The 20,986-nt window shown below is 69.7% G+C and carries 19 protein-coding genes and 1 pseudogene; 6 read left to right on the top strand and 14 right to left on the bottom strand.

Features of this window, described 5'->3' with window-relative positions; genetic code table 11:
* The 4 genes and pseudogenes from D8Y23_RS13055 to fae all read left to right on the top strand — a co-directional run.
* Positions 1 to 564, top strand: a pseudogene (locus tag D8Y23_RS13055) (ABC transporter ATP-binding protein); the annotation flags it as partial.
* Positions 561 to 1,355, top strand: a complete 795-nt coding sequence (locus D8Y23_RS13050) for an ABC transporter permease (protein WP_128218557.1) — start codon at positions 561 to 563, stop codon at positions 1,353 to 1,355. The pseudogene D8Y23_RS13055 and the gene D8Y23_RS13050, both read left to right, overlap by 4 nt.
* 53 nt (positions 1,356 to 1,408) lie before the next feature.
* Positions 1,409 to 2,350 carry a glycine betaine ABC transporter substrate-binding protein gene (locus D8Y23_RS13045; RefSeq protein WP_128218556.1) on the top strand — a complete coding sequence of 314 codons (942 nt, stop codon included), beginning with the start codon at positions 1,409 to 1,411 and terminating at the stop codon, positions 2,348 to 2,350.
* Positions 2,350 to 2,859 (top strand): formaldehyde-activating enzyme, encoded by a 510-nt coding sequence (fae, locus tag D8Y23_RS13040; RefSeq protein WP_128218555.1) that lies wholly within the window; start codon positions 2,350 to 2,352, stop codon positions 2,857 to 2,859. Before D8Y23_RS13045 ends, fae begins: the two co-directional genes overlap by 1 nt.
* Positions 2,860 to 2,932: 73 nt before the next feature.
* Here the strand turns inward: fae and D8Y23_RS13035 are convergent, their stop codons facing one another.
* Positions 2,933 to 3,922 (bottom strand): GlxA family transcriptional regulator, encoded by a 990-nt coding sequence (locus tag D8Y23_RS13035; RefSeq protein WP_128218554.1) that lies wholly within the window; start codon positions 3,920 to 3,922, stop codon positions 2,933 to 2,935.
* An 85-nt stretch (positions 3,923 to 4,007) separates the two neighbouring features.
* Here D8Y23_RS13035 and D8Y23_RS13030 point away from each other — a divergent pair, with 85 nt between their 5' ends.
* Positions 4,008 to 4,259: a hypothetical protein gene (locus D8Y23_RS13030; RefSeq protein ID WP_128218553.1), complete on the top strand. Its 252-nt coding sequence runs from the start codon at positions 4,008 to 4,010 to the stop codon at positions 4,257 to 4,259.
* Here the strand turns inward: D8Y23_RS13030 and D8Y23_RS13025 are convergent.
* The 4 genes from D8Y23_RS13025 to D8Y23_RS13010 form a co-directional block, all read right to left on the bottom strand.
* Entirely contained in the window at positions 4,232 to 5,440 is a 1,209-nt protein-coding gene (locus D8Y23_RS13025) for a glycosyltransferase (protein WP_128218552.1), read from the bottom strand. The genes D8Y23_RS13030 and D8Y23_RS13025 overlap by 28 nt on opposite strands.
* A gap of 4 nt (positions 5,441 to 5,444) precedes the next feature.
* Positions 5,445 to 6,650, bottom strand: a complete 1,206-nt coding sequence (locus D8Y23_RS13020; RefSeq protein WP_128218551.1) for a glycosyltransferase — start codon at positions 6,648 to 6,650, stop codon at positions 5,445 to 5,447.
* 234 nt (positions 6,651 to 6,884) lie between these two features.
* Positions 6,885 to 9,089 (bottom strand): ABC transporter ATP-binding protein, encoded by a 2,205-nt coding sequence (locus D8Y23_RS13015; protein WP_240663898.1) that lies wholly within the window; start codon positions 9,087 to 9,089, stop codon positions 6,885 to 6,887.
* Positions 9,086 to 10,813, bottom strand: a complete 1,728-nt coding sequence (locus D8Y23_RS13010) for an ABC transporter ATP-binding protein (protein ID WP_128218550.1) — start codon at positions 10,811 to 10,813, stop codon at positions 9,086 to 9,088. The genes D8Y23_RS13015 and D8Y23_RS13010 overlap by 4 nt, the downstream gene beginning before the upstream one ends.
* 141 nt (positions 10,814 to 10,954) lie before the next feature.
* On the opposite strand from D8Y23_RS13010, the gene D8Y23_RS13005 reads away from it, so the two are divergent.
* The gene (locus D8Y23_RS13005) at positions 10,955 to 11,548 is read left to right on the top strand and encodes a hypothetical protein (protein WP_128218549.1); all 594 of its coding nucleotides are present in this window, start codon (positions 10,955 to 10,957) and stop codon (positions 11,546 to 11,548) included.
* A gap of 19 nt (positions 11,549 to 11,567) precedes the next feature.
* On the opposite strand, the gene D8Y23_RS13000 is transcribed toward D8Y23_RS13005, so the two are convergent.
* From D8Y23_RS13000 to D8Y23_RS12960, 9 genes are all read right to left on the bottom strand, one after another.
* A complete protein-coding gene (locus D8Y23_RS13000) occupies positions 11,568 to 12,296 on the bottom strand; it encodes a potassium channel family protein (protein WP_128218548.1) in 729 nt (242 codons plus the stop codon).
* A gap of 78 nt (positions 12,297 to 12,374) precedes the next feature.
* A complete protein-coding gene (locus D8Y23_RS12995; protein ID WP_128218547.1) occupies positions 12,375 to 14,009 on the bottom strand; it encodes a fucose isomerase in 1,635 nt (544 codons plus the stop codon).
* A gap of 46 nt (positions 14,010 to 14,055) precedes the next feature.
* Positions 14,056 to 14,946 (bottom strand): PfkB family carbohydrate kinase, encoded by an 891-nt coding sequence (locus D8Y23_RS12990; RefSeq protein WP_128218546.1) that lies wholly within the window; start codon positions 14,944 to 14,946, stop codon positions 14,056 to 14,058.
* On the bottom strand, positions 14,943 to 15,812 hold the full coding sequence (locus tag D8Y23_RS12985) for a dihydrodipicolinate synthase family protein (protein WP_128218545.1): 870 nt from the start codon (positions 15,810 to 15,812) through the stop codon (positions 14,943 to 14,945). The genes D8Y23_RS12990 and D8Y23_RS12985 overlap by 4 nt, the downstream gene beginning before the upstream one ends.
* A 20-nt stretch (positions 15,813 to 15,832) precedes the next feature.
* Positions 15,833 to 16,564 carry an SDR family oxidoreductase gene (locus tag D8Y23_RS12980; RefSeq protein ID WP_128218544.1) on the bottom strand — a complete coding sequence of 244 codons (732 nt, stop codon included), beginning with the start codon at positions 16,562 to 16,564 and terminating at the stop codon, positions 15,833 to 15,835.
* Positions 16,565 to 16,567: 3 nt separating this feature from the next.
* Positions 16,568 to 17,473: a carbohydrate ABC transporter permease gene (locus tag D8Y23_RS12975; RefSeq protein ID WP_128218543.1), complete on the bottom strand. Its 906-nt coding sequence runs from the start codon at positions 17,471 to 17,473 to the stop codon at positions 16,568 to 16,570.
* Entirely contained in the window at positions 17,470 to 18,402 is a 933-nt protein-coding gene (locus D8Y23_RS12970) for a carbohydrate ABC transporter permease (RefSeq protein ID WP_128218542.1), read from the bottom strand. The genes D8Y23_RS12975 and D8Y23_RS12970 overlap by 4 nt, the downstream gene beginning before the upstream one ends.
* 57 nt (positions 18,403 to 18,459) lie before the next feature.
* Positions 18,460 to 19,761: an ABC transporter substrate-binding protein gene (locus tag D8Y23_RS12965; protein WP_128218541.1), complete on the bottom strand. Its 1,302-nt coding sequence runs from the start codon at positions 19,759 to 19,761 to the stop codon at positions 18,460 to 18,462.
* 35 nt (positions 19,762 to 19,796) lie between these two features.
* Positions 19,797 to 20,783 (bottom strand): phosphoglycerate dehydrogenase, encoded by a 987-nt coding sequence (locus D8Y23_RS12960; protein ID WP_128218540.1) that lies wholly within the window; start codon positions 20,781 to 20,783, stop codon positions 19,797 to 19,799.
* Positions 20,784 to 20,986: the final 203 nt, after the last annotated feature.

Below are 20,986 nucleotides of genomic sequence, written 5' to 3'. Positions count from 1 at the left end.
GGCCAGCAGCAGCGCGTCGGCGTCGCCCGCGCCCTGGCCGCCGACCCGCCCGTCATGCTCATGGACGAACCCTTCGGGGCGACCGATCCCATCACCCGCGAACGCCTCCAGGCGGAGTTCCTCCGCCTCCAGGAGTCCATCGGCAAGACGATCATCTTCGTCACCCACGACTTCGACGAGGCCATCCGCCTGGGCGATCGGATCGCCGTGCTCTCCGAGCGCAGCCGCATCGAGCAGTTCGACACTCCCGCAGCGATCCTCGCTGCGCCGGCGAACGACTACGTTCGCTCCTTCATCGGACACGGAGCCGCCCTCAAGCGCCTCGCGCTCATCCCCGTCGCCGATGCACCCCTGGGTCCGGTGACGGATGCCGGGGCGGTGCCGGTGTCGATCACGGACAATCTCCGCGATGCCCTCGACCTGCTGGTGCTCAACGGCTCGCCCGCGGTCACCGTCGTCGACCGCGACGGGCGCCCGGTCGGCTCGTTGACGATGGAACGCATCTCCGCCGCCCTCGGCGTCGAGGTCGACGGTCTCTCGACACACCCGGGCGGCGAACGATGACCACCGTCACCACCGAGACGCAGAGCATCGGCGCGGCCCGGCTGGCCGCGGCCCGCCACGCCCGCGGCGGGAGGAAGGTCTGGCGCCGGTTCATCACGCCGGTCATCGTGGCGATCATCCTGGCGGCGCTTTACCTGTGGGTGTCGTCGCTGACCCTGGACTCCATCGAGCAGCGGACCATCAATCCGGACTATCTATTCCTGCGCATCGGCGAGCACCTCAGCCTCACGGTGGTCGCCTCCGCCCTGGTCGCCGTCCTGGCGATCCCCCTCGGCATCCTGCTGGCCAAGACGCCATCGCGAGCCATCCGCGCCGTCGTGCTGGCCCTCGCCAACATCGGTCAAGCCACGCCCGCGGTCGGTGTCGTCATCCTCCTGGCCATCGTCTGGCAGACGGGGTACACGACGGCGCTCGTCGCCCTCGTCATCTACGCGTTCCTCCCCGTCCTGCGCAACACCATGATCGGCATCGAGCAGGTCGACGGCGCGATCCGCGAGTCGGCCCGCGGCATGGGGATGACGCCCGTCCAGGTGCTCTCCCGGATCGAACTGCCGCTGGCCGTGCCGGTCATCCTCGCGGGCTTGCGCACCGCTCTGGTGTTCTGCGTGGGCGTGGCCACGATCGCCACGTTCATCAACGCCGGCGGGCTCGGCGACATGATCGTCAACGGCCTGAAACTGCAGCGTTACCCGGTGCTCGTCGTCGGCGCCGTCCTGGTGGCCTGCATCGCCCTGCTCATCGACTGGATCGCCGGCCTCGCCGAAGACCTCCTCACCCCCAAGGGGATCTGAACATCACCGTTCACGCCCCGCACCACCCACCGCATCACACCCAAGGAGACACAATGAAGCGTCGTCCGCTTCTCTCGCTCGCCGCCGTCGCCGCTCTCGGCGCGCTCACCCTCACCGCCTGTTCCGGTGGCTCCGGTTCGTCCGGCTCCGCCGGCGGGAGCGACGAGTTGGCCGGCCTCACCGGTCAGATCGGCTCCAAGGACTTCTCGGAGCAGTACATCCTGGCCCACATCACCACGCAGCTCCTGAACGCCCATGGTGCCGACGTCGAGGCCAACACAAAGCTCGTCGGCTCGGCCAACGTCCGCCAGGCGCTCGAGAACGACGAGTTCCTCGGGTACTGGGAGTACACCGGCACCTCATGGATCACCTACAACGGCAACACCGCGCCCGTGCCCGGCGCCGAAGCGCAGTTCGAGGCGACGAAGGAAGCGGATGCCGCGAAGGGCATCGCCTGGCTCGACCCGGCCCCGCTGAACAACACGTACGCGTTCGCCGTCCGCGCCGACAAGGCGGAGGAACTCGGTGTCAGCTCCCTCTCCGACATCGCCGCGCTTCCGGCCAACGAGCAGACGTTCTGCATCGAGAGCGAGTTCTCCACCCGCGATGACGGCTGGCCCGGACTCAAGGCCGCGTACGGACTCGACGTTCCGGACTCCAACGTCGCACTGCTGGACACCGGTGTCATCTACACCGCCACCCAGAAGGGCGATGACTGCAACTTCGGCGAGGTGTTCCAGACCGACGGCCGCATCCCCGCTCTCGACCTCGTCGTCCTCGCCGACGACGAGGAGTTCTTCCCGGTCTACCAGGGCGCCTTCACCCTGAAGCAGTCGACGCTCGACGAGTACCCCGCCATCGCGGACGTCATCGCCGAGATCGCGCCCCTGCTCACCACCGAGGAGATGCAGAAGCTCAACGCACTGGTCGATGTCGACGGTGAAGACCCGGAGGACGTCGCGACGGACTGGCTGACGGAGCAGGGTCTCATCTGATGCCCGCTGACGTGCAGATCGGCGAGAGCTTCGTCGGCGAGGGGGCGCATGCCGCCCACATCAACACGGTGCTCGGGCACCGCGACGGCCCCGTCGGCACGGCGTGGGCGACGGCTCTTGCGACGCCCAGTTCGGGTCACGTCCCGTTCGTTGCGGTCCTGCGTCCGTCGCTCCCGGTGAAGCCGCTGACGCTCTTCGTCACCAAGTCGGCGCCCGAGAGCGATGCCCACGGCCTGCTGATCTGGGGGCCGGCGCAGGCGGGGGTGGCATCCGGGATCGCCGATGCGCTCGCAGACGGCGACATCCCCGTCGACTGGGCGGACACGCACGCGATCATCGCGGCCGTGTGGGTCAATCCCGCAGCGACCGATGCGGAGCAGATCTACCGCAACAACCGCCAGTCCGCGCGCGAGGCGATCCGCAACGGCGCCCGCTCGCTGCCCGCGACCGACGAGGTCATCGCCGCACGCACGACACCCAGCAACCCGTTCTTCACCCCGGCGTCCTGAGCGGAACGAAACGGCCCCACCCTCGGGTGGGGCCGTTTCTCTGTGCGCGCCCGACACGGCTCGCCGCTCGCCGTCAGGCCGGGACGGCCTCGAGGGATGCCGCGATCGCGTCGTCGGCGCACGAGAACCGCGCGCGGTAGGCCGTGGGCGTGAGCCCCATCGTGCGGGCGAAGTTCTGGCGGAGCACCGCGGCCGAGCCGAAGCCGCACTCCGCGGCGATGCGGTCGAGGCCGAGGTCGGTCTCTTCGAGCAGCCGCTGGGCGTGCAGCAGCCGCTGCCGCGCGAGCCACGCCGCCGGCGTCGCGCCGAAATCGGCCTTGAACCGGCGGGCGAACGTGCGCGGCGACATGTGCGCGCGCGCCGCGAGCCGCTCGACCGGCAGATCGGCGTGAAGGTTCTGCAGCATCCACTCGGTGACGGGGGCGAGCGAGAGCGACGTGTCGACGGGGAGCGGAGCCGCGATGAACTGCGCCTGCCCGCCGTCGCGCTGCGGCGCCACGACCATGCGCCGCGCGATGCGGTTGGTGAGCTCGGCACCGAGTTCCTGCCGCAGCAGGTGCAGGCACGCGTCGAGCCCCGCCGCGGTGCCGGCGCTCGTGATGATGTTGTCCGACTGCACGTACAGCACGTCGGGGTCGACCTCGATCTCGGGGTACATGCGTGCCATCGTCTGCGCGTAGCGCCAGTGCGTGGTGGCGCGGCGCCCGTCGAGCACCCCGGATGCCGCGATCACGAACGACCCGCTGCAGACGCTCAGCAACCACGCCCCCCGGGCATGCGCCCGCCGTACCAGCGCGGTCACGCGCGGATCGATCGCGTCCCACTGCTCGCGGGGGACGGGAGCGAGCACGAGGATGTCGACGTCGTCCGCGGCGTCGAGACCGTGCTCGACGTTGATCGAGAACCCGATGTTCGACGGCACGACGCCCGGCTCGGGACTCACGATGCGGAAGTCGAAGTTCGGGATGCCGTCGTCGCTGCGGTCGAGCCCGAACGCCTCGCACGCGAGGCCGAACTCGAACGGGGCGAAACCGGGCTGGACGACGACGGCGACGGAACGCATGAATCCTCCGGGTGGCAGAAAAGTGACGAACGTCGTCCATCATGCCACTCGCGGGCATGATTCGTACAGACGTAGCTTCTCTGCCATGGCATACCTCATCGCTTTCGGCATCCTCGCCCTCATCGGGATCGGCGCCTCCGCGTGGCTGATCCGCACCGACGGCCACGGCCGCGTGCCCACCGACCCGCGCCGACTCCCCGGGGGAACGGACCTCGACGCGCCGCGCGAGGCCCGTGCACCCGAGGTCACGCCCGCTCCCGTGCCCGCACCCGCTCCCGTGCCCGCGACGTCGGCCCGCGTTCGGCGTGCTCAGCGCGGCGCGGCGGCGCGGGCGTAGATCTCGACCATGGCCGCCGTACGCGACGACTGCCGGAACCGCTCCCCGATCGTCGGGTCCACGACGACCGGGGAGCCCGCGGCGATGTCGGACGCCGCGCGGCGGAGGGTCTCGGCGAGCGCCGGGACCGTGGCATCCGCGACGGTCCACACTCCCCCGCCCAGCTCGGCCGCGATGTCCGGATCGCTGACCACGGCCGGCGTCCCGAGCGACGCCGCCTCGAACACGGTCATCCCTTGGGTTTCGAAGCCGATCGAGGTCTGCACGACGGCGTCCGCCGCAGCGAGCCGGGCGAGCGTCTGGGCGTACGGCATCCGTCCCGCGAATCGGATCGATGCCGCCGGCCGCGTGCGCTCCACGAGACGCCGGGCCGCGCGCGACTGGGCTCCGCCGCCGATGATCTCCACATCGGCGTCGATGCCCGCCGCGGCCACGGCCTTGAGGAAGGGAAGGAGCCTCTTCTCGGGGCTCATGCGACCAATCCACACGAACCGCGGGCGGCCGGGGCGGCGGCCGGGGGACCCCGCCGCGAGAGCGGCATCCAGGATGTCATCGTCGATACCGTTCCAGACGACGTCGACTCCGCCGGCCACCGGCACCGCACCGTGCGCCTCGAGCCGCCGCGCGAAGTGCGCCGACGGAGCCGTGACCGCGACCGACAGGTGCGCGAGGCGGCGGAGATAAGCCCACCCGTCGGGTGCCTCGCGCGGGAGCTTCGCCCGCAGCGCCGGACGCAGCGCGCGCCGCGCCCAGGCATTCAGCACCCGCAGCACGAGCCCCGGGAACGGCGCGGTCGCCTCGATGCCGACGTCGACGCGGTTGTGCATCGTGTGCACGACGGGCAGACCGTGGCGCGCGGCGAAGCGGTGACCGATGAATGCGCCCCAGAAATCCGCCTGCACGTGCACGACGTCGACGGGCGGACGCCCCGCCATCGCGGCATCCACGAGGCGATCGGTGCGGATGCCGGGCCACGACATCGCGTACTCGCGGTCGGGCGTGACGGGGATCGACGGCAGATCCACGTACGCCGGGTCGGTCGGGGTCGGCCGATGCATCCGTGGGGCGACGACCGTGACGGTATGCCCCGCGCGTTCGAGGAACCGCCGCTGCAACCGCATCGACACCTGCGCGCCGCCCGATGATTCGACGTGCTGGTCGGCGAACATCACCACATGCACGCGGTCACTCCGGCAGCGGGCGTCCGCGGTACAGGGCCTCGAAGGTGTCGAGCGTGCGGCCGATGTCGTGCACGCGCACCCCGTCGAGAGAGGCCTGCTGCATGCGCAGGCGCTCCTCGGGTGCGGCGGTCAGCACGTCGGTGAGGCGGGCGGCGAGTTCCTCGGCGTTGCCGGGCTCGAAGAGGTACCCGTTCTCGCCGTCGTGCACGAGGTGGGGCAGGGCGACGGCGTTGGCCGCGACGATCGGCAGACCGGATGCCATGGCCTCCATCGTCGCGATCGACTGCAGTTCCGCGATCGAGGCGATCGCGAAGACGCTCGCCCGCGTGTAGAGGGCGCGCAGGTCTTCCTCGGACGCATGGCCGTGGAACGTCACGCGATCGGCGACGCCCAGCTGCTCGGCGAGCTGCTCGAGGTTGCGGCGCTGGTCGCCGCCGCCGACGACGTCGAACGTCGTGTTGAGCTCGGGGTCGAGCTGCGCGAGCGCGCGCAGCACGACATCGATACCCTTCTCGCTCGTCAGGCGTCCGACGAACAGGATGCGGTTGGCGTCGCGCGGCTCGAGATCGGCCGTGTAGTTCGCGCGGTCGATTCCGCACGACACCGGGATCACGCCTCGGATGTCGATGGTCGACTCGAGGAAGTCCGCCGCGCGACGGGTCGGGGTCGTCACCGCCCGCGTGAGGGCGAAGGTGCGCTGCGCGTCGGCCCACGCGAGCTTCACGAAGATGCGGTCGAGGGAATCGGGCAGCGTCGTGAAGTCGAGGATGTTCTCGGCCATCACGTGGTTCGTCGCGATCACGGGGATTCCACGCTTACGCGCCTCGCGGGCGAGTCCGCGCCCGATGATGATGTGCGACTGGATGTGGACCACGTCGGGCTTCACCTCGTCGAGCACCCGCCGAGCGTAGTGCTTCGACCGCCACGGCAGCACGAAGGTCAGCCAGTCGTGCGGCAGGAAGCGGTAGGCCGGGAGGCGATGCATCGTCATCGGCTCACCCTCGATGACCTCGGTGAACACCCCCGACTGGTGGCCGTCGCTGGGGGCCATGACGTGGACGATGTGACCGCGGGCCACGAGGCCCGCGGCGAGGCGCTCGGCGAAGCGGGCCGCACCGTTGACGTGCGGGAGGAAGGTGTCGGCCCCGATGAGGACCCGGAGCGGGGGGTCTTCCGAGGGTGAGGGGGCGGGCGTCGCAGGAGTGGTCACGGGTGGTGAGGCCTATCTGTGCGGCGGAACGGGTCGCACGGTGCGGTGCATGCGCTCGACAACTGTACCGGAGGGGATTTTCGGTCCCCGGGATGCCGCGGCGGTCAGGCGGCTCAGGGTTCGGGGCGCGATTCTGCGATCGGGGCGGAAGAATCGCGCCCCGAAGCGAGGAATGCGCCCCGAACCCGTCGCGCAACCGTCCCGCCGGGGAGGGGCGGAGCGCTCAGCGAGGCGTCATCGTGTCTCGTCGACCGACGGATCCGGGGTGGGCGAACCCTGCGCGGGGCGCGGCGGGCCGTCGACGCCGGCGGCTGCAACCACTTGCGGCACGGCCGCAGCCTGGGCCGTCAGGACGAGCGCCTGGTCCGAGGCCGGCGTATCGGCGTCCGCCGCCGACCGGGCGTCGAGCGGTCCGCCGTCTGCTCCGTCGGCGGCACCCGGCGCGGTGTCGAGATCCGACGCGGCGGCCTCGAACTGAGACTGGTACAGGCGCCAGTAGGCGCCGTGGGCGGTGATGAGCTCGTCGTGCGAACCCTGCTCGACGATGTCGCCGTGCTCCATCACGAGGATGAGGTCGGCATCGCGGATCGTCGACAGGCGGTGCGCGATGACGAAGGACGTGCGCCCCGCGCGGAGCGCCGCCATCGCCTGCTGCAGCAGCAGCTCGGTGCGTGTGTCGACCGACGATGTGGCCTCGTCGAGGATCAGCACCGACGGACGCGCGACGAAGGCACGCGCGATCGTGATGAGCTGCTTCTCGCCGGCCGAGACGTTCGCGGCATCTTCGTCGAGGACCGTGTCGTAGCCCTCGGGCAGCGAGTGCACGAATTGGTCGACGCGCGTGGCGACGGCGGCCTCGACGATCTCGTCGTCGGTCGCGGACTCCCGCCCGTAGCGGATGTTGTCGCGGATCGTGCCGGCGAACAGCCACGGGTCTTGCAGCACCATGCCGGTGCGCGAACGGACGTCATCGCGGCGGAGCTCGGCGATGTCCTGCCCGTCGAGCAGGATCCGCCCGCCGTCGAGCTCGTAGAACCTCATGATGAGGTTCACCAGCGTCGTCTTGCCCGCGCCCGTGGGGCCGACGATCGCGACCGTCTGCCCCGGCTCGACGCGGAACGACAGGTCACGGATGAGCGGACGCTCGGGCGTGTAGGAGAAGCGCACCGACTCGAACTCGATGACGCCGCGACCCTCGACGTGGGCCGGAGCGTCGGCGGCATCCGGGTCCTGCTCGTCGGCGTCGAGCAGCGCGAAGACGCGCTCGGCCGAGGCGGTGCCCGACTGCACGACGGCGGCCATGCCGCCCAGCTGGGAGAGCGGCTGGGTGAACTGCTGCGAATACTGGATGAAGGCCTGGACGTCGCCGAGGCGGATCTGCCCGCCGGCGACCATGAGACCGCCCAGCACCGCGATACCGACATACGTCAGGTTTCCGACGAACATCATGCCGGGCATGATCATGCCCGAGAGGAACTGCGCCCGGAAGCTCGCCTCGAACAGCTCGTCGTTCTCGACCTCGAACTTCTCGCGAGCGTCCTTCTCACGCCCGTAGACCTTGACCAGCGCGTGGCCCGAGAACGACTCCTCGACGCGGACGTTGAGGCGGCCCACCTTCTTCCACTGCTCGCCGAAGGCCTTCTGCGACTTCGGGCCGATGACCCCGAAGATCACGGCCATGAGCGGCAGGGAGACGAGGGCGACGAGCGCCAGTTGCCACGAGATGCTGAACATCATGATGAGCACGCCCACCACCGTCAGCACCGAGGTGAGGGCGCTCGAGAGCGACTGCTGCATCGTCTGCGTGATGTTGTCGATGTCGTTCGTGACGCGCGAGATCAGCTCGCCACGCTGCACCTTGTCGAAGTACGCCAGCGGCAGACGGTTGATCTTGGCCTCGACGTCCTCGCGCAGACGCCACATCGTGCGCACCATGATGATGTTGATCACGTAGCCCTGGATCCACGACAGCAGCGACGAGCCGACGTAGATGGCGAGCACGGTCACGATGACCATGCGGAGGGCGTCGAAGTCGACGCCCGCGCCGACCTGGAAGTTGTTCATGGCCGAGACGATGTTCGCGACATCGCCCTGGCCCGCGGCGCGAAGCGCCTCGACGACCGTCTCTTGCGGCGTGCCCTCGGGGAAGCCCTGGGCGAGGGACTTCGAGACCACGCCCTCGAAGATGATGTTGGTCGCGTCGCCGAGCACGCGCGGGGCGAGGACCGCGAGCACGACACCGATCGCGCCGAGGAACGAGACGAAGGCGAACGACCACGCGTAGGGCCGCAGCAGTCCGAGGAGTCGGCGGAAGCTCGGTCCGAAGGCCGCGGCCTTGCCGGGTGCGACGCTGTTCCAGTCGCCGGAGTTCTGGCGCGCCTGCTCGGCGAGCTCGAGCTCGGCGCGGTCTTCTTCGGTCAGGGCGTCGGGCGTGCTCATGCTTCCACCCCCAGCTGCGACTCCACGATCTCGCGGTAGGTGGGGCTGGTCCGCAGGAGCTCGTCGTGGCTGCCGAGGCCGACCATGCGCCCGTCTTCGAGTACGACGATGCGGTCGGCCCCCGTGATCGTCGAGACACGCTGCGCGACGACGATCTTCGTCACATCGGGGAGCTCGTCCCAGAGCGCTCTGCGCAATCGGGCGTCGGTACTCAGATCGAGCGCCGAGAACGAGTCGTCGAAGACGAGGATGCGAGGCCGGTGCACGATGGCACGGGCGATGGCGAGGCGCTGCCGCTGGCCGCCCGACACGTTCGTGCCGCCCTGAGCGATGCGCGCCTCGAGCCCGCCCTCCATCTCGCTCACGAAGTCACGCCCCTGGGCGATCTCGAGCGCGCGCCAGAGCTCGTCGTCGGTGGCTTCCTCGCGCCCGAAGCGGAGGTTCGATGCCACCGTTCCGCTGAACAGGAACGGTCGCTGGGGCACGAGTCCGATCCCGCGCCACAGTTCGTCGAGGTCGGCGTCGCGCACGTCGACCCCGCCGACGCGCACCGCGCCGTCGGTGACGTCGAACAGACGGGGGATCAACGAGACCAGCGTGGTCTTGCCCGAGCCCGTCGACCCGACGATCGCCACCGTCTCGCCCGGGGCGGCGGTGAAGCTGATGCCCGAGACCACCGGAACCTCGGCCCCGGGGTAGGCGAAGGCCACGTCGTCGAAGACGACCTCGCCCGGCGCCGGGAACGCGGCGACCGGGTTCTCGGGGCGGCGGAGAGTGGAGGTGCTGTCGAGTACCTCGCCGATGCGCTCGGCCGAGACGGCGGCGCGCGGGATCATCACCGTCATGAAGCTCGCCATCAGGACGCCGCCGAGGATCTGCGCGACGTACTGGATGAAGGCGAACAGGGTGCCGATCTCGACGCCGCCGGCATCCACCTGGATGCCACCAAACCAGATGACGCCCACGACCGTGACGTTCAGCACGAGCATCGCCAGCGGGAAGAGCAGGACGAAGAGCGACCCCACCTTCCGGCCGACGACGAGGATGTCGGTGTTCGCACCGCGGAAGCGCTCCTCTTCGATGCGCTCGCGCACGAAGGCCCGCACGACGCGGACGCCGGTCAGCTGCTCCCGCATGATGCGGTTCACGGCGTCGAGCTTGGTCTGGTAGCTGCGGAAGAGCGGGACCATCCGGGCGATGATCAGCGCGACCAGCACCAGCAGCACGGGAACAGCGACGCCGATGAGCCAGCTCAGCCCGACGTCTTGCTGGAGCGCCATGATGATGCCGCCGATGGCGAGGAGCGGAGCGCTCACGAGCATCGTCGCGCCCATCATCGCGAGCATCTGCACCTGCTGGACGTCGTTGGTGTTGCGCGTGATGAGCGACCCGGCGCCGAACTGCGACAGCTCGCGCTCGGAGAAGCCGCTCACGCGCTCGAACACATCGCGGCGGATGTCGCGCCCGGCGGCCATCGCGGCCCGCGCGGCGAAGTACGTCGCGATGACGGATGCCGTGATCTGACCGAGGGAGATGACCAGCATGATCACCCCGCGCGACCAGATGTAGCCGGTGTCGCCCTGGGCGACGCCGAGGTTGATGATGTCGGCGTTCAGGCGCGGCAGGTACAGGGTCGCGATCGCGGACGCGGCCTGGAAGGCGAGAATGGCGACGAGGAGCCAGCGGTACTTCGAGAGGTACCGAATGAGGATTTTTCCGAGCACGACGGTCTCCGGATGTCAGATCGGGGCGGCGCGATCACCGCGGATACAGACTGGCACGAACCTCCGACATCGCGGGAGGCGTCCGCCGACGGCGTAGCCCGACACCCGGCATCCCGGCATCCCGACTCGTAGGCTGGAACCATGCCTCGACTCCAGGCCGACGCCCCCACCGACCTCTGGGTGCCCGTCACGGGCTCGTTGGGCTGGCGCGGCCGGCGCCATCGCAAGGCGGCGATCCGGATGCTGCTGACGCAGGCGAACCGCGCGGTCGGCTCGACCGAGCGCCCCGGCAGCGGACTCTTCGCCTGGGTGGCGAGCCAGGCGGCGCCCCTGCTCATGCGTCGCGCCGCGGGCCGCGTGCTCGTGTGGGTGTGGCGCAGCGACCCCGACCTGCTCGTCGTCATGGCGCAGTTGCAGGAGGCGACGGCGCAGTTGCGTGCCGCCCGCGCGATGATGCCCATGGAGTACGACGACACCGAGTCGTTCCGCAATCCGCACCTCGGGGTCGGCGAGAAGCTCGCGATGCCGCTCCCCTCCGACGCGCGCACGCCCCCGTTCGCGACCTACACGTGGGACACGGGCGCGCACTTCGTCACGGTCACGGCCGTGTGCGCCGACCGCGAGCGCTTCGGCACCGTGATCGGCGCGGTGGACGACGTCGCCCGCACGATCCGCGTGGTCGACGACCTGCGGGTCGGCGAAGCGGCCACCGTGCTGCGACTCGACCCTGCCTGAGACGGCTCGAGCGTACGGGTCACCCCGTCGGCGTCGCCGGGTCGTCGCCCCCGCTCTCGGCGACGGAGGCCCGCCGGAGCGCGTGAGTGTGGGAGACGCGATCGGACGCCCACGACGAGATCGTCGCGACGATGAGCCCCACGAGCACCACACCACCGGCCATGAGGACGACGGCCGCGATCCGGCCCACGACCGTAACGGGGGCGTAGTCGCCGTAGCCGACGGTGGTGACCGTGCAGAAGGCCCACCACACCGCGTCGCCGAAGGTCAGGATGTTCGCGCCGGGGGTGTGCCGCTCCGCCTGCAGCACGACGAGCGAGACCTGCCAGACGAGCAGCAGCATGCTGCCGAGGCCGTAGATGACGAGCTGGGCGCGCACCGAACTGCCCGCCGTGCGGGTGAAGCTCGTCAGTCGCGTCAAGGCGCTCAGCAGTCGCACCGGCCGCAGGATCGGCACGAACACCACGCCGAGGTCGAGGAGGTGGTGGCGGAACCAGGTCCCTTTCCGACGGGACCACACCAGACGAACGACGTAGTCGCCGGCGAACACGAGCTGCAGAGCGAGCATGAACGCGGAAGTGACGCCCTGCCACGTGCCGCGGACGTCGCCGATCACCTGCGCGGTGTAGACGAAGATCCACAGCAGCGCGAGTGCGGTGAGCGGCCAGTAGGTCCACGTCTCCCAGCGCGTCGTCGCGGCACTGTCGCCGCGGTCACGCGCCGAGGGCTGTGCGGAGGAGAGCGTCATGTTCGCACTCTAGAGGCGCCGCTCGCCCTCGTCCCCGGCCGATGCCCGCGGACCACCCGGGTGAGCGCCACTCGCCCTCTATAGGGTGACGCGTCCGACGAGGTTGACCTTCACCCCGATCCGATCGAACATCGCCGCCTTGGCGACGAGAGCGCGGTCGGCGGTCTCGGCATCCGGGGCGTAGACGACCTGCGCGTGGTTGGCCTTGTGCCGGGCCATGAACTGATCGCGGTCGACGTCGTGGAGCACGACGTGTGCGATCGGCCACTCCGGGTTCGTCATCTCCTTACGGCGACGCGTCTCCTCCTCCGGGAGTTCGACGACCGACCCACGTAGAAGATCGACCTGAAGGGTGCCGTCCGCGAGGAACACGCGCGAGATGACGACCTCGCCCGGGCGGGAGACGCCGTTGATCGTCGCCCCGCCGGCCGGGAAGAAGACCTCTCCCTGACGCCACCCTTCGGCGTGCTCCCATCCGCCCAGGTGCGACGCCGGGACCGACCCCGAGATCTCGTACACCCAGACGAACCGCCCCTGGTAGTCCTCCCCCCACCGCACATCGTGCAGCGTGTTGTCGGGAACCAGCCCCATCGCCCGCCAGATCCGGTCGGTGACCAATGCGTCGACGGCGACTCCCTCGTCGGCCTCGTTGAAGTGCGGAATCGCTCGTCCGGCGAAGAGCTCGCGCCGTCCGTCGCGGGAGAACACAGGCGGGCGGTCCGTCGTGTTGAGGATCCCCTCGGCGAGGTCCGAGGCGGGCACGAGATCTTTGAGTCCCTGCTGGTACTGGATGCCGACGGCGTCCAGACCGAAGTCATCGGCCATACGCACCGCGGCGATGTACATCTTCACCTGCCACTGAACCTGATCACGCGTGAGCTCGGTCGCCGGGTCGACACCGAATCGGAACACCATGCCCGCCGACGTCAGCCACTCGAACGCTGCGTCCGCCTCGGAGTCCTCGACCCGCAGCATCTCCGCGTAGAGGGCGGACTGCGACAGCCGCTCCTTGTAGATGCCGATCGGGTTGAGGAGCTCGTCGTCGAAGATCGCGTTGTACATGCCCATGCAGCCCTCGTCGAAGACGCCGATGATCGCCTTGTCCAGGAGCAATTCGGACCCGAGAGCGCGTCCAAGTTCGACTTCCGGGCTGTCCGGCAGGGCGGGAAGCGGCCGGACGTGCGAAACATCGTGGGTGATGCGGCCGGTCTCGATCCACTCCCGCAGACGTGACCGGAACCACTCGTCGGTGAAGTCCACCGACCACAGCGTCGAGTGCTCCTTGCCCATCTTCGCCAGACCCGCGTTGAGGCCCAGAAGCCCCACCAGTCCCGGCCATTCGCCCGCGAAGTTGGCCAGGGTGAGGATGGGGCCGCGGTGCGTCCGGAGTCCGGCGAGCACATGATGCGAGTACTGCCACACCGCCTCGGCCACGATCAGGGGCGCCTCGGTCGGGATGACGGTGAAGACTTCGAGCCCCATCCGCTGGCTCGAGATGAACCCGTGGCCCGTCGCGGGGTCGACGGCGTTGGCGCGCACGACGCTCCATCCCTCCTCGGCGAAGGCGGCGGTGACGGCCTTCTCCATCGCCTCCTGCGCGGGCCAGCCGGCGACGTTGGCCGACTCCCGCAGATCGCCCGAGGCGATGAGGTAGGCCGTGGATGCCGGAGCCTCGGGGCGGCGGCGGAGTTCGGGGAGAGTGTACGGGTTCACGACGATGTCCTTTTCCTCGGGGAGGCGTGGTGGGGTGGGCGCGCCGTCAGCGGGCGCGAGCGAAGTGCTCGATCTGGTTGCGGGTTCCGTACGACGAGGCGGCCCCGGAATGGGCGACCGCGTACGCCGCGGCCGCGGTGGCCGCCCCGGCGGCGGCGACCAGATCTGCCCCGGCGGCGAGCCGGGCGGCGAGGGTGCCGACGAACGCGTCGCCCGCGCCCGTCGTGTCGACGACCTCGACCGGCCGCGCGGGAAGCCTCTCCGTGACGCTCGCCGTGCGGACGACCGCTCCGTCGCCGCCGAGGGTGACAACGAGGGAGCGCGCGGGCGACGTCCCGGCCTCCGCCGTCGGGTCGATGCCGATCTGCGCCGCCTCGATCTCGTTGACGACGAGAGGATCCGCGGTCGCGAGCGTGTCGGCGTCCACCTCGAGGAAGGGCGCGAGATTCAGGACGAACCGCGCTCCGATGGCGCGGCACGAGTGCGCGACGGCATCGATGGCCGCTCGCGACACTTCACCCTGCACGAGCACGACGGTGGCGGCAGTCCAATGGCGGGCGGCCGCACGGACCGTTCCCTCATCGACCACGGCGTTGACCCCGGGGTCGACGAGGATCAGGTTCTCGCCGTGGGGGTCGACCAGGATGAGCGCTCGCCCGGTGGCACCGGCCAGCGTGCGCACGCCATCGACGTTCACGCCGTCGTCGCGGAGGCTCCGCAGGGCATCGGCCCCCGAGGCGTCCTCACCGACGGCCCCGACGAGGGCGACATCCGCCCCGGCGAGCGCGGCGGCGACGGCCTGGTTCGCGCCTTTGCCACCGAGACCGCGGCGGACCGGACCGGCCAGCAGCGATGTCTCGCCCGGTGTCGGCCAGGTCGCAACGGGCAGCGTCTCGTCGGCGTTGATGGAACCGACGACGACGACCGGCGCGGTCACCGGTACGTGGCGACGACGCGCTCGATCTCGGTGATCGTCGCTCCGTCGGGCTCGACCAGCGCCATCCGGCACACGCCGTCGGCGACACCCATGATCCGATAGGCGGCCTTCATCCGCGCCATGTCGCCACCGATCACGGCCACGATGTCGTCGACTGCGGCCTGCGCACGGGCGAGGGCGTCCTCGTCGCCGGCGTCGGCGGCACGGGCGAGCTCGCGGAACGGCTTGGGCAGCACCGACGATACCCCGGACACGACGCCTTGCGCCCCCGACTCCCCGGCGGCCACGAGCTCACGGTCGGCACCGGTGTACAGCACGAAGTCCTCGGGCACGACCGCGCGGTACGCGGCGAGTTCGGCGAGAGAGAGCTCGCTGACCTTCGCGCCGACGACCGCAGGCAGTTCGGCGAGCCGTGCGAGCAGGGCTGGGGAGACCGGGATGCCGCTGCGCTTGGGATACACGTAGACGTACAGCGACCCGTCGCCGACCGCGTCCGCGACCTGGGCGAAGTAGTCGTAGACGGCCTCGTCCGCAGCGGGGAGGTAGTACGGGGTCAGGGCGGCGAACTCCGTCACCCCGAGATCACGCGCGGTGCGCACACGACGGACCGCCTCGTAGGCGCTGGGCTGGCCGACGTGCGCAATGACCCGCAGGTGGCCGGAGAGCTCCTCGACGGCCATCGACACGAGCGTGCGGAACTCCTCGTCGTCGACAGCGGGGAACTCCCCGGTCGTGCCGAGGACGAACGCGCCCTCGTTGCCCGAGCGGGCGACGTAACGGAAGATCTCTCGGCTCCCCTCGACGTCGAGTGCGCCGTCGCGGCGGAAGCTGGTGGGGATGGCGGTGACGATGTCACGACGGGACATGAGGACCTTTCTGGGTCGGATCAGGCGTAGGAGGAATTGGCGGCGGGGGTGACGACGAGCTCGTTGACGCACACGTGCGCGGGCAGACCCGCGAGCCAGGCGATGGCCTCGCCGAGATCGTCGGGGCGCAGCATGAGTCCGCGGGCTTCGGCGGACGGCGGCTCGGGGCGCGTGTCGAGGATGTCGGTGGCCACCTCACCGGGGCACAGGTGCGTCGCTGTGACGCCGCCGCGGCCCTCGGCGGCGTTCAGCGTCTCGGCGAGGACGCCCAGCGCCGCCTTGCTGGCGGAGTAGGCCGGGCCCGCGCCGGGTGAGAAGCGCCATGCGGCCCACGACGAGACCAGGACGATCCTCCCCTCGCGTCGCGCCCGCATCGCGGGGAGCACGGCGTGGATGGCGCGCACGGCGCCGTGCAGGTTGGCATCCATCACGTTCTCGATGTCGACGGGCTGCACCGAGTCCCAGAACCGCCGGCGGACGTTGGTACCAGCGCTGTAGACGAGCGTGCCGACGGGGCCGTGACGGTGGGCGATCACGTCGGCCGTCGCGCGAACCGCGGACGCGTCCCCGACGTCCAGCACCGCGGCAGAGGCCGACCCGCCCGCAGCCCGCACCCGCTCGACCACGCGGTCCAGCTCGACCTGACGCCGCCCGGACACGATCACGTGCTTGTCCGCCAGGGCGAGCGCCCACGCGGCGGCCTCACCGATGCCGGAGCCGCCCCCGATGATCCACGCGGTCGACCGAGGCACGCGTCAGCCCTTCGTCGCGCCGGCGGTCAGCCCGCTGACGACGTATCTTTGCGCGACCAGCGCCACGATCATCACGGGCACCGTGATGACCACCGCGGCGGCCATGAGCCCACCCCAGTCGACAGCGGCATAGCTGGTGAAGTTCACGATTGCGACCGGGAGCGTCCTCGTCCCCTGACTGGAGAGGACGAGCGCGAAGAGGAAGTTGTTCCAGCTGAAGATGAACGACAGGATGGCCGCGGTCGCGACGCCCGGCACCGACAGCGGAAGGACGACGCGCAGGAAAGCACCGATCCGACTGGTGCCGTCGATCTGAGCGGCCTCCTCGAGTTCGACCGGGATGCCGTCGAAGAAACTCGACATGATGGCCACCACGAGCGGCATCGTGACGAACAGGTGCGTGAGGATCAGCACCGTGTACGTGCCCACCAGCTGTACCTGCGAGAACAGGAAGTACCACGGGATGAGCAGGCTCACGCCGGGAATCACTCGTGCCATCAGCAGGAACGCGGTGGTGCTCTGTGCCTTGTACCGGGCGATGCCGTAGGCCGCGGGTACACCGATGGCCAGGGCCAGAAGCGTGGCACCCGCACCCACGAAGATGCTGTTGCCGATGATGGGCAGGAAGTTCTGCGCACCGAACACCGTGTCGTAGTTGCCCAGGGTGGGTTCGAAGGCGAACGTCTTGGACGGGTCGACGACGTCGAGGTTGCGTTTCAGACTCGCCAGGAACATCCAGATCAACGGGACCAGGAACGACAGGACCACCACGATGATCGCGACGACGCGGGCCACCCCGCCGACGACCGCGGCCGGTCGACGCGGTCGGCGCTTCGGAATGGGGGACGATGCGCCGAGGGGCGCAGAGGCCGTCCGACGGGTGGTGACGGGGGTCAGGGTGGCGCTCATGAGCGGGCTCCTCGATTGCGCAGGATCGCGAGGGCGAGCAGGACGACGATGATGAGGACGAAGAAGAGCATCAGCAACGCGGAGGCCTTGCCGTATTGCGAGAACTGGAACGCCTGGCCGTAGGCGAGAATGTTCAACGTCTCGGCCTCGTGGCTGGAACCCCCGCCGATGCCCTTGGTGGCGTAGATGATGTCGAAGGTCTTCATCGCATCGATGGAGCGCAGGATCGCGGCGGCGGCGATCACCGGGGCCAGCAGCGGCAGGGTGATGTGGCGGAAGCGCTGCCAGGCGTTCGCCCCGTCGACGCGGGCGGCCTCGTCCGGCTCTTCGGGCAGCGTGGACAGCCCTGCCAGCAGAATCAGGATGACCATCGGCGTCCATTGCCAGACATCGATGAAGATCAGGGTGTTCAGCGCCATCGACGGGTCGGACAGCCATCCCTGCGGAGGCAGTCCGAGGAAGCGCATGACGACGTTGGCGAAACCGATCGAGGGCTCGAAGATGAGCAGCCACATCATGCCGACAGCCACCGGGGTGGCGACGAGGGGCAAGAGGATGAACACGCGCACCAGGCTTTGGCCACGGAAGGTCTTGCGCAGCAGCAGCGCGATGGCGAGGCCCAGCACGATCTCGAGGGCGAGCGCCATGCCAGTGAAGTAAGCGGTGCGCCCGACCGCCGGCCAGAACCGCTCGGTATCGGTGAGCCACCCGATGTAGTTCTCGAAGCCGACGAACTGGAACGGCCGTGAGACGGCCCCCGCGGAGTCGGTCATCGACAGGAACACGGTGTAGCCGATCGGGAAGGCGATCAGCAGGGCGATGAACACCACCGAGGGGGCGATGAGAATCCATTTGAGGTGCGCGTCGATCCAGTCGACGGCGCGGGTCGCGGGGGTGACGCGACGGCGTGGGGCGGTGAGGGTCGCCATCGTTCCTCTTTCGGTCGGGGGACGGGGCCCCGGCGGCATCGCCGGGGCCCCGTCGGGTCACTTCTCGGAGTCGAGGAGGTCCTGGAACTGGGAGTTGGCGGATGCCGCTGCCTCGGCGACATCCCCTCCCTCGATCGCGGTGATCACGGGGCCGCCGACGATCTCGCGCGCCGCCGCGACCTGCTCGAGGCGCGGGCGGTCGTGACCGACACCGTGGTCGGCGACGTCGCGGACGATGTCGACGAGGCCCGCGGGGAAGGACGCCACGGCGGCATCGTCGGCCCACGCGGACTGGCGCGCACCGGGCACGGTCTCGTTCGCGAGGAGCCACGTCGTGTTCTCCTCGTTGGTGACCCACTTGATGAAGTCCCACGCGGCGTCCTTTTTGGTGGAGAACTCGTTGATCCCCACCGTCTGCGGGACGATGTTGTAGAAGTGGGAGCCCGCGGGACCTGCCGGGAACTGCGCGAATCCGACCGTGTCGACGACGCTGCTCTTGCTTGCGTCGAGGAAGGTGTAGGCCTGGCTGTCAGCGTCGATGTAGAACGCCGCCTTGCCCTGGGCGAACAGTGCGGACGCCTCGACCCAGCCCATGTTGGTGACTCCGGGAGGACCGTAGTTGCTGAGCAGGTCGCCGTAGAACTCGATGGCCTCGACGGCCTCGGGCGTGTCGACGCTGGCGTTGCCGTCAGCATCCTGGAAGTCGGCGCCGTAGCTGTACAGGAAGGACGAGAGCTGCGTGACCAGCGGCACACGCGAGCCGCGCATCGCGATGCCGTACATGCCGGCATCCGGGTCGTGCAGGGCCGCGACCGCCGACTCGAGCTCGTCGAGAGTCTCCGGGACGGGCATGCCGGCCGCCTGCAGCAGGTCGGCGCGGTAGTACACGATCTGACGCTCGGTCATGACCGGGACTCCGTATACGGTGCCGTCGAGCTGCACGGCGTCGCGGGCGGCGGGCTGGAAGTCCTCCCAGTTCCATGCGGCATCGGAAGCGACGTAGTCCGTCATGTCGGCGAGCCAGCCGTTGCGCGAGAACTCCCGCATGACGTCTTGCACCTGGAAGGCCATGACGTCGAAGTCGGCGGACGAGGCGTTCAGCTTGACCTTGTAGTTGTCGTTGAGCTGCTCATTGCCGTAGGCCTCGATGTTGACCGTGATCCCGGTCTCGTCCTTGTACTTGGTCGCGAGGGTCTTCACCCCCTCGACCCAGGGGCTGTTTGCGGCGACGACGGTGATCTCGGAGACGGGGGCGTCATCGCCGCCCGATCCGCCGGCGCATCCGGTCAGCGCGAGGACGACCGCGCCTGCGGCGGCCAGTCCCGCGACGACGCGTCGGGTGTGCGGTGTGGTGAACATCGGTGTTCCTCTCGGGGTGGTGACTGCAGCGGGAGTTATGCGACGAGCGCCTCGGGAAGGCGCCCGGCGAAGACGTCGACGATCGCCCGGGCTGTGGCCAGGCCGATGCGTTCGTATGCTTCGCGGCTGTCGGCCGCCGCGTGGGGCGCGACGACGACGTTCGGATGAGCGAAAAGGGGGTTCGTGGCCGAGGTGGGCTCGACCTCGAAGACGTCGAGGCCGGCGCCCGCGATGCGACCGGATTCCAGACCGCGTACCAGAGCGGCCTGGTCGACCAGTCCGCCGCGAGCGGTGTTGACGAGGATCGTGCCCTCGCGCATCGCTCCGATGAGCGCGTCGTCGACGATGTGGTGGGTTGCGGCGACATGCGGGGCGTGGACGCTGACGATGTCGACGTCGGCGATGGCTGCGGCCGCGCTGTCGACGAGGCGGACGCCGAGGCGGGCGGCGGCGGCCTCGTCGGCAAACGGGTCGAAGGCGGTGACGGCGACGTCGAAGCCGTGCAGTCGGCGCGCGACGAGCTGCGCGATCGCGCCGAATCCGATCAGGCCGATGGACTTTCCGGCGAGTTCGCGCCCGACGAATCGGTCCCACCGTCCGGCCTTGGTTGCGGCATCCATCTCGGGCAGACGGCGCAGCACCGCGATCATGAAGCCGATGGCCAGTTCCGCGACGGCTGCGGCGTTGCCCCCCGGGACGTTGACGACGTGGATGCCACGAGTCCGGGTCGCGTCGAGATCGATGTTGTCGAGGCCGACGCCGAGGCGCGAGATGATCTGCAACCGATTGGCGTGGGCGAGAGCGTCCTGGTCGTACACCTCGACCCCCGCGACCGCGGCGTCCGCACCCACGAGGAGGGAGTGCAGCTCGGCCTGGGTCCAGGGCACCGTGGTCTCGTTCTCGACGAGCGTGAATCCATGATCGAGAAGCAACTGTCGGCCCGACCCGCACAGCTCGGCGTAGCGCACGGGTCCGACGATCACGGTGCGGCCGTCACCGACGGCGGAGGAGGCGGAAGTCATCTCGCGGAGCCCTTCTGGACGGCGAAACGATCCGGAGAACCGATCACCATCGAACGTTCTGTTTACTGTTAACAGTTACCATAAGGCGAAGCGAGACACGTGTCAACACGAGGTCCGGGCGAACTTGTGAACGGCAGGAAACGGCGCAGGACCCACGTCTGACGCGTGGCCATGGCGCCCCCCCCCCCCCCCCCCCCCCCCCC

Source organism: Microbacterium enclense, from assembly GCF_004022425.1.
Lineage (GTDB): Bacteria > Actinomycetota > Actinomycetes > Actinomycetales > Microbacteriaceae > Microbacterium > Microbacterium enclense_A.
The sequence above is the reverse complement of the archived record's forward strand: the minus strand, read 5'-3'. Positions and strand labels throughout refer to the sequence as shown.